The 13,791-nt window shown below is 70.0% G+C and carries 11 protein-coding genes; 3 read left to right on the top strand and 8 right to left on the bottom strand.

The window, feature by feature from the left end:
- Positions 1-164: 164 nt before the first annotated feature.
- The 3 genes from dapC to E3O32_RS17660 are packed head-to-tail and all read right to left on the bottom strand — an operon-like array spanning position 165 to position 2,637.
- The gene (dapC, locus tag E3O32_RS14900; protein ID WP_277612773.1) at positions 165-1,268 is read right to left on the bottom strand and encodes a succinyldiaminopimelate transaminase; all 1,104 of its coding nucleotides are present in this window, start codon (positions 1,266-1,268) and stop codon (positions 165-167) included.
- Between the two features lie 7 nt (positions 1,269-1,275).
- Positions 1,276-1,593, bottom strand: coding sequence for a ferredoxin (gene fdxA, locus E3O32_RS14895; protein ID WP_134510615.1), 318 nt, complete (start codon positions 1,591-1,593; stop codon positions 1,276-1,278).
- Between the two features lie 36 nt (positions 1,594-1,629).
- Positions 1,630-2,637 (bottom strand): hypothetical protein, encoded by a 1,008-nt coding sequence (locus E3O32_RS17660; protein WP_241974995.1) that lies wholly within the window; start codon positions 2,635-2,637, stop codon positions 1,630-1,632.
- Between the two features lie 147 nt (positions 2,638-2,784).
- On the opposite strand from E3O32_RS17660, the gene efeU reads away from it, so the two are divergent.
- Genes efeU through efeB form a run of 3 tightly spaced genes read left to right on the top strand, consistent with a single transcriptional unit; the run spans position 2,785 to position 6,187 of the window.
- Positions 2,785-3,642, top strand: a complete 858-nt coding sequence (gene efeU, locus E3O32_RS14885; protein WP_134510614.1) for an iron uptake transporter permease EfeU — start codon at positions 2,785-2,787, stop codon at positions 3,640-3,642.
- A 50-nt stretch (positions 3,643-3,692) separates the two neighbouring features.
- On the top strand, positions 3,693-4,862 hold the full coding sequence (gene efeO / locus E3O32_RS14880) for an iron uptake system protein EfeO (RefSeq protein ID WP_174776523.1): 1,170 nt from the start codon (positions 3,693-3,695) through the stop codon (positions 4,860-4,862).
- On the top strand, positions 4,862-6,187 hold the full coding sequence (gene efeB / locus E3O32_RS14875) for an iron uptake transporter deferrochelatase/peroxidase subunit (protein ID WP_134510646.1): 1,326 nt from the start codon (positions 4,862-4,864) through the stop codon (positions 6,185-6,187). Before efeO ends, efeB begins: the two co-directional genes overlap by 1 nt.
- 26 nt (positions 6,188-6,213) lie before the next feature.
- Here the strand turns inward: efeB and E3O32_RS14870 are convergent, their stop codons facing one another.
- The 5 genes from E3O32_RS14870 to E3O32_RS14850 form a co-directional block, all read right to left on the bottom strand.
- Positions 6,214-6,675 carry a hypothetical protein gene (locus E3O32_RS14870; protein ID WP_134510612.1) on the bottom strand — a complete coding sequence of 154 codons (462 nt, stop codon included), beginning with the start codon at positions 6,673-6,675 and terminating at the stop codon, positions 6,214-6,216.
- A gap of 113 nt (positions 6,676-6,788) precedes the next feature.
- Complete coding sequence (typA, locus tag E3O32_RS14865; RefSeq protein ID WP_134510611.1) at positions 6,789-8,699, bottom strand: translational GTPase TypA; 1,911 nt, start codon at positions 8,697-8,699, stop codon at positions 6,789-6,791.
- 201 nt (positions 8,700-8,900) lie between these two features.
- On the bottom strand, positions 8,901-10,565 hold the full coding sequence (locus E3O32_RS14860; RefSeq protein ID WP_134510610.1) for an ABC transporter family substrate-binding protein: 1,665 nt from the start codon (positions 10,563-10,565) through the stop codon (positions 8,901-8,903).
- 98 nt (positions 10,566-10,663) lie between these two features.
- Entirely contained in the window at positions 10,664-12,847 is a 2,184-nt protein-coding gene (locus tag E3O32_RS14855; protein ID WP_134510609.1) for an ABC transporter ATP-binding protein, read from the bottom strand.
- Positions 12,840-13,790, bottom strand: a complete 951-nt coding sequence (locus E3O32_RS14850) for an ABC transporter permease (RefSeq protein WP_134510608.1) — start codon at positions 13,788-13,790, stop codon at positions 12,840-12,842. Before E3O32_RS14850 ends, E3O32_RS14855 begins: the two co-directional genes overlap by 8 nt.
- Position 13,791: the final 1 nt, after the last annotated feature.

The raw sequence follows: 13,791 nt of genomic DNA, 5'->3' as shown, positions 1-13,791 counted from the left end.
CGCGCGGTCTTCTACACAGCACACCGGTGTGGCTGGAGACGTCAACGCTGATACAGCCTAATCGGCCCGACCGCCTACTGTTGCATCCGATAGGAATGCCCGGGTTTCGTTGGTGATTGTCCACAAGCCCCGGGTTGGCACCCCCGGAGCCGCGCGGCGCGCGCTCATCCGGCGCCGAGGCGGCTCGCGGCGGCGGCTATCCGCTCATCGGTGGCGGTGAGGCTGAAGCGCACGTATTGCGCGGAACCGGCGCCGTAGAACGGGCCGGGGCCGGCCAGGATGCCGAGGTCGGCGAGCCGCCCGATCGAATCCCAGGCGCCGCGCCCCTCGGTCGCCCAGAGGTACAGCCCGGCCTCGCTGCGGCTGATCCGGAAGCCGGCCGTCTCGAGCGCCGGCAGCAGCAGCATCCTCCGGGCCCGGTACCGTTCCTTCTGATCGGCCACGTGGGAGTCGTCGCCGAGGGCGGCGACCATGGCGGCCTGGAGCGGGGCCGGGAGCATCAGGCCCGCGTGCTTGCGCACAGTGAGCAACCGGCCGAGAACGGTGGCGCAGCCGGCGGCGAACGCACCGCGGTAGCCGGCCATGTTCGACTGCTTGCTGAGGGAGTAGATGGCGAGCACGTCGCGGCGGTCGGTGCCGATCACGCGGGGGTCGAGGATGCTGGGGATCGGCTCGTTCGCCCACTGCCCGGCCCAGCCCAGTTCCGCGTAGCACTCGTCGGAGACGATCACGGCGCCGAGCGCCCTGGCCCGTTCGACCGCCCGGCGCAGTTCGGCGACCGTCAGCACGTGCCCGTCGGGGTTGCCCGGGCTGTTCAGCCAGACCAGCTTCGTCGTGGCCGGCCAGCCGGCCGGGTCGTCGGAGGCCACGGCATCCGCCCCGGCCATGGCCGCGCCGATCGCGTAGGTGGGGTAGGCCGCGACCGGGTGCACGACGGTGTCGCCCTCGCCGAGGCCGAGCATGAACGGCAGCAGGGCCACCAGCTCCTTCGACCCGATGGTGGGCAGCACATTGGCCTCGGTGAGGCCGGCCACGCCGCGGCGGCGGGCGTACCAGTCGATGATCGCCCGCTGCAGCTGCGGGGTGCCCGCGGTCTGCGGGTAGGCGTGCGCGTCGGTGGCGTCGGCCAGGGCCTGCCGGATGACCGCGGGTGTCGGGTCGACCGGCGAACCGATCGACAGGTCGACGATGCCGCCGGGGTGCGCGCGGGCGCGCTCGGCGAAGGGGACCATCTGGTCCCACGGGTAGTCGGGCAGCGGCCTCAGCACGGGCCGGCTAGACCTGCGGGGGAAGGACGGCGATGATCGGGTGGTCCTTGTGGATCACGCCGACCTTGGCCGCTCCGCCGGGAGATCCGACGTCGTCGAAGAACTCGACGTTCGCCTTGTAGTACTCGGCCCACTGTTCGGGCACGTCGTCCTCGTAGTAGATCGCCTCGACCGGGCAGACCGGTTCGCAGGCGCCGCAGTCGACGCATTCGTCGGGGTGGATGTAGAGCGAACGGTCGCCCTCGTAGATGCAGTCGACGGGGCATTCGTCCACGCAGGCGCGATCCTTCACGTCCACGCACGGCAGGGCAATGACGTAGGTCACGGGTGACGAGCTCCCTTCACGAGCGGAACTGCAATTCTATGCCGTACCGCGGCGGCCCGGAATCCGCGGCCAGGCGAGCACGATGGTGGCGACCAGGGTCGGACCCACCGTCCAGAGGGTGCCGGGCAGCCCCTGCGGCACCAGCACGGAGCCGCCCTCGCTGCGCAGCGACAGCAGGAAGATCGTGCCGAGCAGGCCGATCGCGGCGAGCAGCACGACCAGCCGGTCCCCCACGACCAGGCGCAGGCCGGCCAGCAGGGCGGTCACTCCGGCGAGCGCGAGGACCAGGCCGATCGGGATGGTGACCGGGCCGAGCACGATCGTCGCCTGGTGCGCGATCGTGCCGAGGACGCCGAAGGCAACCCCCACCACGAAGGCGAGCAGGCCAGCCAGCGCCCGGGCGCCCGGGCCGGGAGGGACCTCCGCGGCGTGCTGCGCCTGCGGCGGCGGAAGGCGCAGGTAGGTCTCGGTTCCGCCGACGACCGTGCCTGCACCCGCGGCGGCGGCGCCGGCCGGCGGTGTCACGGGGACGACGGTGTGGCCGGTCACACTCCAGCGCCCCGGATAGGCGGAGATGGCTGCGAGCTTCCGCTCCACCTGGTCGCTCACGTCGATCGCGATGAGGCGCTGGCCGATCGCGCCGGAGACGCGCTTGCTCTGGAAGACGGGGATGCCCGCCGCGTGGGCGGCATCGGTCGCCGCGGCCTGCAGCCGGGCGTCGTCGGTGCCGAGCACGAGCGCGGTGGCCTCCACCTCGAGCAGCACGTCGGCCACCTGGGCGGTCAGGGCGTCGGGGTCATGGCCTGCGGCCGGGCGGGCCAGCATCCGCCAGTCGCTCACCCCGAGCCCGCCCAGGGCGGCCCGCACGTCGGCGCTGTCGGCGGTGTCGTCGCCCGTGTCGCCGTGGGTCCTGGCGCCGAACAGCACCACGACCTCGGCGCCGTCGGAGCGGAGGCGGGCGATGGTGCCGCCGGTGAGCAGCGCCTCGTCACCGGGGCGGTCGTGCACGAAGAGGACGCTCTCTCCGCTGCCGGACATGACCATGCTGGGCTCCACTAGGTAGCTGACGGGCAGACACCCACGGAAGAACACTAGCTGGACACGGCGGTCCCGGCGAAGTTAGAGTAGCCTTAGTTAGGTAAGCCTAACCATCCCGTGCTCGCTGCTCCCCGACCCCGACCAGGAAGTCCCGTGCTCGCAAATTATCTGATCGGCCTCCGTGAAGGCCTCGAAGCGGCGCTGATCGTGACCATCCTCGTGGCCTACGTGGTCAAGATCGACCGCCGTGACGTGCTGCGCCGGATCTGGCTCGGCGTCGGCCTGGCGGTACTCCTTGCCCTCGCGATCGGCGCCGCCCTCACCTTCGGCACCTACGGGCTCTCCTTCGCCGCCCAGGAGACGATCGGCGGCATCCTGTCGATCGCCGCCACCGGCCTGGTCACCTGGATGGTGTTCTGGATGTTGCGCACCGCCCGCGACCTGTCCGGCCACCTCCGCGGCAGCATCGACCGGTCCCTGCTCGGCACCGGGCTCGGCCTCGTCGTGGTCGCGTTCGTCGCCGTCGGCCGGGAGGGCATCGAGACCGCCCTGTTCATCTGGGCGGCCGTGCAGGCCACCGGGGAGACCGCGCTGCCCCTGCTCGGCGCCGCCCTGGGCATCGTGACCGCGGTCGGCCTGGGCTGGCTGGTGTATTCGGGGATGCTGCGGATCAACCTGGCGAAGTTCTTCACCTGGACCGGCGGCATCCTCATCGTCGTCGCCGCCGGGGTGCTCTCCTACGGGGTGCACGACCTGCAGGAGGCGGGGGTGCTGCCCGGGCTGCACAGCCTCGCCTTCGACGTGAGCGCGGCGATCCCGCCCGACAGCTGGTACGGAACCCTGCTCAAGGGCACCCTCAACTTCTCCCCGGTGACGACCTGGCTCGAACTGGCCGTCTGGACGGGGTACACGGCGACCTGCCTCACCCTGTTCATCCGGGCGAGCCGAGACCAGCGCCGGGTGCGCCCCGCACCCCGCCGGTCGGCACCGGCCACCGTGCCCGCCCGCTGACCGGCGGCATCCCCTACTCCCCCGTTCCCTCCCCAGCAAGGATCTCCCTCATGCGTGCTCGCTTCCCCCTGCTCGGACTCGCCTCGGCGGCCGGCCTCCTCGCACTCACCGGCTGCGTGCCCAACGCCGGCGCCCCCGGTTCGTCCCACGCCGCCCTGACCGTGGACAGCAGCGCCACCGCGTGCACCGTCTCCGCCGACGAGGCCCCCGCCGGCAACGTGCGATTCACGGTCGCCAACTCCGGCGACCAGGTCACCGAGTTCTACCTGCTGGCCGACGACGGGCTCCGCATCGTCGGCGAGGCGGAGAACATCGGGCCGGGCCTCAGCCGCGACCTGGTCGTGCAGCTGCCCGCCGGCAGCTATTTCACGGCCTGCAAGCCGGGCATGACCGGCGACGGGATCGGCAAGGCCGAGTTCACGGTGACGGAATCGGAGGGCGCGGCCGGAGCCAGCGTCGATCTGGCCGCCCGGATCGAGACGGCCAACACCAACTACGCCTCCTACGTCAGGGACCAGGTCGCCCAGCTGGTCACCGGCACCGCTGCGTTCGCCGCCGCGTACACGACCGGCGACGCGGACGCCGCCCGCGCCCTGTACGCCCCGACCCGAGCCCACTGGGAACGGGTCGAGACCATCGCCGAGTCGTTCGGCGACCTGGACCCGAAGCTCGACCTGCGCGAGGCCGACCTCGAGGAGGGGCAGGACTGGACCGGCTGGCACGCGATCGAGAAGGACCTCTGGCCGGCGGATGCCGAGGCCGGCTTCACCGCGTACAGCCCGGACGAGCGGCAGCGCCTGGCCGGTCTCCTCGTCGCCGACACCGCCACCCTGAACGACAAGGTGCAGGACCTCCACTTCACCCTGGCCCAGCAGACGAACGGGGCGATCGGGCTGCTCGACGAGGTCTCGACCGGCAAAGTCACCGGCGAGGAGGAATTCTGGTCGCACACCGACCTCTCCGACTTCCAGGCCAACGTCGACGGCGCATCCGTGCTCTATGCCGGGGTGCGGGACATCCTCGTCGAGAAGGACGCGACACTCGCCGAGCGGCTCGACCGGGAGTTCGCGGCACTGCAGGAGCTCCTGGACGCCCAGCGCGCCGGGGACGGGTTCCGGCTTTACACCGAGCTGTCCCCCGCCGAGATCCGGGCGCTGGCCGACCAGGTCAACGCCCTCGGCGAGCCGCTGAACCAGCTCACCGCCACCCTGGTGCTGTGATGACCCGCACCGACCCTGGGGCCGCCCCCGAACCCACCGCTCCGGGGGCCGACCCCGTCGCCCGGCCGGAGCCGCGCGGGCTGTCCCGCCGAGGCCTGCTCGGCCTGGCCGGGGCGGGCGTGGCCGGGCTCGGGCTCGGCGTCGGCGGCGACCGGGCGGTGCAGGCTGCGGTCGCCGTCGCGAGCCCGGCCGCCGCCTACCCGTTCTACGGCGCTCACCAGGCCGGCATCGTCACCCCCGCCCAGGACCGCCTGCACTTCGCCGCGTTCGACCTCGCACCGGACGCGACGCGCGCCGATCTCATCTCCCTGCTGCGGGACTGGACCGCCGCGGCGGCCTCCCTCACCGCGGGGGCGGCGATCGGCGAGTTCGGTGCCGCCTCCGGGTCGTACGACGCCCCGCCGGAGGACACCGGCGAGGCGCAGGGGTTGCCCGCCTCCGGCCTGACCATCACGTTCGGCTTCGGCCCCACCCTGTTCGAGACGGCGGCCGGCGCCGACCGGTTCGGTCTGGCCTCCCGCCGCCCGCCCCTGCTCGTGGACCTGCCGCACTTCCCGGGGGACCTGCTCGAGGAGGGCCGCAACGGCGGGGACCTCTGCATCCAGGCCTGCGCCGACGACCCGCAGGTGGCCGTGCACGCCATCCGCAACCTGTCCAGGATCGCGTTCGGCCGGGCCTCCCTCCGCTGGTCCCAGCTCGGGTTCGGCCGCACCTCGTCGACCAGCATCAGCCAGGCCACCCCGCGCAACCTGTTCGGGTTCAAGGACGGCACCGCGAACATCAAGGCCGAGGAGCCCGCAGTGGTCGACGAGCAGGTCTGGGTGCCGGCCGCCGACGGGCCGGCCTGGCTGGCCGGCGGCTCCTACCTGGTCGCGCGGCGCATCCGGATGACGATCGAGGCCTGGGACCGCACGATCCTGCGCGAGCAGGAGGCGGTGTTCGGCCGCACCAAGGGCGAGGGGGCGCCCCTGTCGGGCGGCACCGAGTTCACCGAGCCGGACTTCTCCCTGGCCGGACGGGGCGACGCGCCCCTGATCGACGCGGCCGCCCATGTTCGGCTCGCCCACCCCCAGCAGAACGGCGGGGCGCGGATGCTGCGCCGCGGCTACAACTTCGTCGACGGCAACGACGCGCTCGGCCGCCTCGACGCCGGACTGTTCTTCATCAGCTTCCAGCGCTCACCCGAGCAGTTCAGCCGGGTGCAGCTCAGCCTGGCCCGCCACGACGCCCTGAACGAGTACACCCGCCACGTCGGCAGCGCGCTCTTCGCCGTGCCGCCGGGCGCCCGCCGCGGCAGCCACATCGGGGCCGCCCTCTTCGCCTGATCCACTCGGCGAGAGTGAGGGAGAGGTCAGGCGACGGGGGTGACCGTGTAGAGGAGGCCGTCGGTGTTGCCGACGACGACCACGGTGACGTTCGCGTTCTTCATCGCCACGACCCCGGCGGTGCCGACGGATGCCGACGGCGACTCATCGAGCACGAACCCCGCATCCGTCAGCGTCGTCTTCACCTCGGCCAGCGGATCGGCGGCGTCGGACTTCACGGTGACCACCCAGGTCCGCTTGCCGTTCTCTGTCTTCGTGGCGCCGAAGAGCAGCTTCCCGTCGACCACCGGCACCTCGGCCGGCCAGCCGGACGGCAGCTGCCCGGCCAGGCTCACGTCACCGCCGGTCGCCCCCTGCACGGCGCCGTTGACCGCGCCGCCGACCGCGTCGGCCGAGCAGCCGGCCAGCAGCGGTCCGGCGAGCACGGCCGCGGCCACCGCCGCGATGATTCGGAGTCGGGAGGTGGTCGGTTTCAGTGCGGTGCTCATGAGGCGATGCTACGTCACGCGCCGCCTCGCCTCCCAACCCGGGCGCGAAAACGCCGGTGGCGCCGCCCCGGACGAATCCAGGACGACGCCACCGGCGACGAGAGGAGCGAGGGCTAGTTCGCGTCCTGCTTCTTCAGGCGCGAGGTCTGGCGCTGGCGGGCGGATGCCGCGAGCTCGACCTTGCGGATGCGCACCATCGCCGGGGTGACCTCGACGCACTCGTCTTCGCGGGCGAATTCGAGGCATTCCTCGAGCGTCATCTGCTTGGACGGGGTCATCGACTCGAAGGTGTCGGAGGTGGACTGACGCATGTTGGTCAGTTTCTTCTCCTTGGTGATGTTGACGTCCATGTCGTCGGCGCGCGAGTTCTCGCCGATGACCATGCCCTCGTAGACCTCTTCGGTCGGGTTGACGAAGAACGACATCCGCTCCTGCAGGGCGATGATGGCGAACGGGGTGACCACGCCGGAGCGGTCGGCGACGATCGAGCCGTTGTTACGGGTGACGATGTTGCCGGCCCAGGCCTCGTAGCCGTGGAAGATCGCGTTGGCGATACCGGTGCCGCGGGTGTCGGTGAGGAACTGGGTGCGGAAGCCGATCAGGCCGCGGGACGGAACGATGAATTCCATCCGGACCCAGCCGGTGCCGTGGTTCGCCATGTTCTCCATCCGGCCCTTGCGGGCGGCCAGGAGCTGGGTGATCGCGCCGAGGTATTCCTCGGGCGAGTCGATGGTGAGGTGCTCGTACGGCTCGTGGATCTTGCCGTCGACGCGGCGCACGACGACCTGCGGCTTGCCGACGGTGAGCTCGAAGCCCTCGCGACGCATCTGCTCGACCAGGATGGCGAGGGCGAGTTCGCCACGGCCCTGGACCTCCCAGGCGTCGGGGCGTCCGATGTCGACGACCTTGAGCGAGACGTTACCGATGAGCTCGCGGTCGAGGCGGTCCTTGACCATGCGGGCGGTGAGCTTGTGGCCCTTGACCTTGCCCATGATGGGCGAGGTGTTGGTGCCGATCGTCATCGAGATGGCGGGCTCATCGACCGTGATGGTCGGCAGCGCGCGGGGGTCGTCGGGGTCGGCGAGGGTCTCACCGATGGTGATGTCCTCGAAGCCGGCGACGGCGACGATGTCGCCGGGGCCGGCGCTCTCGGTCGGGTAGCGGTCGAGGGCCTTGGTGATCAGCAGCTCGGTGACGCGCACGTTGTGCACGGAACCGTCGTACTTGATCCAGGCCACGGTCTGGCCCTTGCGGATGGTGCCGTGGAAGATGCGGAGCAGGGCGAGACGGCCGAGGAACGGCGACGCGTCCAGGTTGGTCACGTGCGCCTGCAGCGGGTGCTCGTCGTCGTAGACCGGGGCCGGGATGTGCTCGAGGATCGCTTCGAAGAGGGGCTCGAGGTCGTCGTTGTCGGGCAGCTGGCCGTTCTCGGGCTGGTTGCGGCTCGCGGCGCCGTTGCGGCCGGAGGCGTAGACGACGGGGACGTCGAGGATCGCGTCGAGGTCGAGGTCGGGGTAGTCGTCCGCCATGTCGCTGGCCAGGCCGATCAGCAGGTCCTGGCTTTCCTCGACGACCTCGACGATGCGAGCGTCGGGACGGTCGGTCTTGTTGACCAGCAGGATGACGGGCAGGTGCGCCTCGAGTGCCTTGCGCAGCACGAAACGGGTCTGCGGCAGCGGGCCCTCACTGGCGTCGACGAGCAGCACGACACCGTCGACCATGGACAGGCCGCGCTCGACCTCGCCACCGAAGTCGGCGTGGCCGGGGGTGTCGATCACGTTGATCGTGATCGGTCCGTCGGTGGCGTGGATGCCCTTGTACGAGACCGCCGTGTTCTTGGCGAGGATCGTGATGCCCTTTTCGCGCTCGAGCTCGTTGGAGTCCATGGCGCGTTCTTCCACGTGTGAGTGGTCGGCGAACGAGTTGGTCTGCTGGAGCATCGCGTCTACCAGCGTGGTCTTGCCGTGGTCGACGTGGGCGACGATTGCGACATTTCGGAGGTTATTGCGCGTGGCAATCGCCATGAAGTAAATCCTTACGAAGAATGATGTCGCAGAGTACCGCATGCGACGAAGAATGGATGTGTGTGGGCAAAGTCCGACCCAACGGATAATCCTACCGCACTCTCCCTGCCCGGAGCCTGAGAGCGCCAGGTGCGGCCGGAAACGCCGAAGCGGGGCGGGAACCGAAGTCCCCGCCCCGCCGTCATGCCCGAGGGCTGGTGCCTACTTCTTCCAGCCGACGACGGTCCAGTCGACGGTCTGGAACTGGGTCGCGCCGTAGTTGACGAGCCCCTTCTTCACCGCGTACACGTTCGGCAGCGGCGCCAGCGGGATGATCGGCACGTAGGCGGCGAGCACCTTGTCGATCTTGTCGGCGATCACCAGGCGCTTGTCGGCGTCGAGTTCCTTGTTCGCCTCCTTGAACAGTGGGGCCAGCTTCTTGTCGGTGATTCCGGTGAAGTTGGACTCGCTCTTCACGGGCGAGAACAGGGCTTCGCTCGAGGAGATCGGGAACGCGGTGCCCTGCCAGGAGAAGCTGGTCAGCTCGAAGTCGCCCGGAATGATGTAGTCGGAGAAGTACTTGGCCGACGGGACCTCGTTGAGCTCGACGGTGATGCCGACATCCTTGAGGTCGGCCTGCACCTGCACGGCGCGCTGCTTGTTGGTGGGGGTTTCGGCCGGAACGGTGATCGAGAGCGTGAGCGGCTTGCCGTCCTTCTCGCGCACCCCGTTGCTGCCGGCGGTGTAGCCTGCCTCGTCGAGCAGTTTCTTCGCGGTCTCCACGTTGAAGCCGATCGCGGCGCCCACGTTGTCTTCGAAGCCCTTCTGGCCCGGCATGAAGATGTAGGAGCCCTGGGTGGTCGCGTCGACGCCGACCGGGGTGTTGGCCGACTCCGAGATCAGCTGGCGGTTGATCGCGTGGCCGATGGCGCGCCGCAGCTTGACGTCGGCGAGCGGCCCCTTGGCGCCGTTCATGGTGACGTGCGTCCAGGTGAGCCCTCCGGATGCCTGGATCTCGGCATCCGCCCGCTTCTTGGCGGTCTGGTAGGCGTCGGCGTTGGAGGAGATGTAGAGCACATCCGTCTCCGAGTTGCCGAATGCCGTGCCCTGCGAGGATCCGCTGACGACCTTGACGATGACGGTGTCGAGCTTGGGGGTCTCACCCCACCACTTCGGGTTGCGGACCAGGGTGACGACCTGGCCGGTGGTATCGATATTCGAGATCATGAACGGGCCGGAGGAGGGCAGCGCCTTCGACACGTAGCCCGTGTTGAAGACCTCAGGGTCGGAGGCGATCGCCGCGGGCAGCACACCCTGGACGCCGACGAGAATCGAGGCCCAGTCTGCGTTGACCTCGCTGAAGGTCACCTTCATGTCGAAGTCGGTGCCGGCCGACTCGATCGACTCGATCTGGTCCCAGATTGCCGTCGAGGCGGACGAGTAGGCCTCGTTGCTGCCGTTCATCGCCTTCCAGGTGGCTTCGTAGTCCTTGTAGGTGATCGGAGTACCGTCTTCCCAGACCGCCTTCGGGTTGAGCTTGATCTCGACGACCTGTGGGTCGTCGCTGGTCACCTCGACGCTGGAGGCGTAGTTCGGGTCGACGCTGGTGGTGCCGTCCTCCGTGATCCGGATCGGGCCACCGGTGGTGGGGGCGATGGTGTTGACCGTGTCGACCTCGTTGCCGTCGACCTCGTAGGTGTTCCAGTTGGCGGGCAGGGCGTTGATGGCGAGGTTCAGGGTTCCGCCGTCCTGCACATCGGCGGCGGCGGCGCTCTCCCAGGCTGTGGAAGGGAGGGCCTTGCTGCTCGATTGTGCGGGGCTGTCCTGTGCTGTGTTTCCGGGAGCGCATGCCGTGAGGAACAGGGCAGACGCACTCAGAACGGCCACTGCTGTGAATACAGTAGTTGTCCGTCTCATTGTGATTCTCCTTCTCTTGGTGGGTACTTTTCCTGGTGCGGAAGGTAGGTCTGGTGGGGGCCGGAGGCTCACGGAGCGAGCTCGTCCTCGCGGCCGGCGAGGGAGGCCGAGATGGCCAGGTCGTTCCGCTCCACGTGGTGGCAAGCGGTCTCGACCTGGCCGTGCGCCCGGAGCACGGGGTCCACGGTTTCGCAGAGCGCCTTGTCCGTGTCGGCGAGCAGGCTGTACAGCGGGCAACGGCTGCGGAAGTTGCAACCGTCGATCTGCTCGGTCGGGCTGGGCAGGTCACCCTCGAGCAGCACTCGCTTTCGGCTGCGTTCGATCACCGGGTCGGGGATCGGCGCCGCGGAGATCAGCGCCTGGGTGTACGGATGCCGTGGCCGGGCGAAGACCTCCGCCACCGGCCCGTATTCGACGATCCGGCCGAGGTACATGACGGCGACCGTGTCGGCGATCTGCCGGACGATTGCGAGGTCGTGCGCCACGAACAGGTAGGAGAGGTTGAGCTTCTCCTTGAGGTCCTCGAGCAGGTTGATCACCCCGGCCTGGATCGACACGTCCAGGGCCGACACCGGTTCGTCGAGGACGACGAGCCTCGGATTGGTGGCCAGGGCGCGGGCGATGCCGATCCGCTGGCGCTGGCCGCCGGAGAATTCGTGCGGGTAGCGGTCGGCCATCTGCGGGTCGAGCCCGACCAGGTCGAGCAGTTCGGCGACGCGGCCCTGCCGGGCGTCCGGCTTCACCCCGTGCACGGTCAGCGGTTCGCCGATGATGTCGCCGATCGGCAGCCGCGGGTCGAGGGCGGCCATCGGGTCCTGGAAGACGATCTGCACGTCTCTGCGCAGCCGGAGCAGTTCGGCCCGGCCGAGGCCCGCGACGTCCTTGCCGTCGATCAGGATCCCGCCGGCCTGAGGCCTGGTCATCTCCAGGACCTCGAGGATGGTGGTGGATTTGCCGCACCCGGATTCGCCGACCAGCCCGAGGGTCTGCCCGGCCTGGATCGAAAAAGACACCCCGTCGACGGCGCGCACGGTGCCGATCTGCCGGGAGAACACCCCGCCCTTGGTGAGCGGGAAGTGGCGGACAAGGCCGGTGACGCGCAGCACGGGCTCGGCGTCGGCGCGGGCCTCGCTGTGCTGCACGGCGAGCGGGGCCGGGCGAGGGAAGACGTCGGCGCGGGTGAGCAGGCCGCTCGCGATCTCGTCCGAGCGGTGGCAGGCGGCGACGTGTTCGGCCGCGAGTTCGGCCGCGAGTTCGTCCGAGAGCGTGAGACCGTGCACGAGCAGACCCGGCTCGGTCTCCCGGCAGACGTCGATGGCGATCGGGCAGCGGGCGGCGAACGGGCAGCCGCGGGGCAGCGCGGTCAGCGACGGCGGCCGGCCCTCGAGCGGCACCAGCCGCTCCGTCCCGGCGGTCTGCATGTTCGGGACCGAACGGAGCAGGCCGATCGTGTACGGCATGTGCGGCGCCGCGAAGACCTCGGTGGTGGTGCCGTTCTCCACCAGCTTGCCCGCGTACATCACGGCGATCCGGTCGGCGTGACCGGCGACGACGCCGAGGTCGTGGGTGATCAGCACCACTGCCGCGCCGGTGAGCTCCTTGGCCTTTTCGAGCACCTCGAGGATCTGCGCCTGGATCGTCACGTCGAGGGCCGTCGTCGGCTCATCGGCGATGATCAGCTGCGGGTCGTTGGCGATCGCCATGGCGATCATGGCCCGCTGGCGCATCCCGCCGGAGAACTCATGCGGGAAGGCCTTCGCCCGGCGTTCCGGCGCGGGGATGCCGACCACCTTGAGCAGTTCGACGGCCCTGGCCTGCGCCGCCCGTTTGCCCAGCGCCGAGTCGTGCAGGAGCAGTGCCTCCGCGATCTGGTCGCCGACCGTGTAGACCGGGGTGAGGGCGGAGAGCGGGTCCTGGAAGATCATCGAGATCTCCCGGCCGCGGATGCCGGACAGCTGGCGGTCGTTCAGGTCGAGCAGTGAGCGGCCGCCGAAGCGGATGCTGCCGGTGACCCGGGCGGAGCTCGGCAGCAGGCCCATCAGCGCCAGCGACGACACCGACTTGCCGGAGCCGGACTCGCCGACGATGCCCAGGAACTCGCCCTTGTGCACCTGGTAGCTGATGCCGCGCACCGCGTTGACGTCGGGTCCGCCGCGCTGAGGGAAGGTGACCGACAGGTCGGTGACCTCCAGCAGCGGCGCCCCGGCCCGGGCCGGCGCCGACGGTCCATGGGCGCTCACAAGATCAGTCACGGTTGACTCCCGAGGTCGGGTCGACGGCGTCGCGCAGGGCGTCCCCGATCAGGCTGACGGCGAACAGGGTGAGGATGAGCACCCCGGCCGGGAACACGAACAGCCACGGCCGGGTCACGGCCGCGCTGGTGCCCTCGGCCAGCAGGGTACCGAGGGAGACATCCGGGGCTCGGATGCCGAAGCCGAAGTAGCTGAGGCCGGTCTCGGCGAGGATCGACGCCACCACCCCGAGGGTCGCGTCGATGATCAGGAGGGAGGCGATGTTGGGTATGATGTGCCGGCCGAGGATGGTGGGCATCGGCACGCCCATGTAGCGGGCGGCCTTGACGAAGTCGCGGTCGCGCAGCGACCTGGTCTGGGACCTCACCACCTGGGCCATGATCATCCAGCTGAACCCGGCGATGAAGATGGTCAGGAACACCCAGGACAGCCCCTTGAACAGCGGGCTGAGGATGACGAGCAGAATGAACGACGGCAGCACCAGCAGCAGGTTGATGCACCAGACCAGCACCCGGTCGACGACGCCGCCCAGGTAGCCGGCGACCGAGCCGACGACGGCCGCGATCAGAGTGCCGAGCGGGCCGGCGATCAGGCCGATCACGATGGACTTCTGAAGCCCGACCAGGGTTTGCGCGTACAGGTCCTGGCCGATGTTGTTGGTGCCGAACCAGTGCAGCTGGGTCGGGCCGAGACCCATGTTGAGCGGGTCGCGGCCGGTCGCGTCGTAGGGATAGAGCAGCGGGCCGAGGATGGCCCAGAGCAGGATGACCGCGATGGCGATCGCCCCTGCCCAGAACCGTGAGGTCTGGGTGAGCCGGCGCCAGATCAGGCGGCCGCGGGAGAGCGGTTTGGCCGAGCGGATGACGTCGGGGGTGGCCGGGCCGGGCGCCGGGGTGGCGACGGGGGTGCCGCCGGCGGCGTTGGTTTCTTCCAGCAGGGACATG

The organism is Cryobacterium mannosilyticum (genome assembly GCF_004402705.1).
Taxonomy (GTDB): domain Bacteria; phylum Actinomycetota; class Actinomycetes; order Actinomycetales; family Microbacteriaceae; genus Cryobacterium; species Cryobacterium mannosilyticum.
This window is presented reverse-complemented; position numbering and strand designations above follow the sequence as displayed.

Coding starts and splice junctions, on each gene's coding strand:
- efeO (WP_174776523.1), top strand. CDS start 3,693: ATGCGTGCTCGCTTCCCCCTGCTCGGACTCGCCTCGGCGGCCGGCCTC.
- E3O32_RS14850 (WP_134510608.1), bottom strand. CDS start 13,790: ATGTCCCTGCTGGAAGAAACCAACGCCGCCGGCGGCACCCCCGTCGCC.
- efeB (WP_134510646.1), top strand. CDS start 4,862: ATGACCCGCACCGACCCTGGGGCCGCCCCCGAACCCACCGCTCCGGGG.
- typA (WP_134510611.1), bottom strand. CDS start 8,699: ATGGCGATTGCCACGCGCAATAACCTCCGAAATGTCGCAATCGTCGCC.
- E3O32_RS14870 (WP_134510612.1), bottom strand. CDS start 6,675: ATGAGCACCGCACTGAAACCGACCACCTCCCGACTCCGAATCATCGCG.
- E3O32_RS17660 (WP_241974995.1), bottom strand. CDS start 2,637: ATGGTCATGTCCGGCAGCGGAGAGAGCGTCCTCTTCGTGCACGACCGC.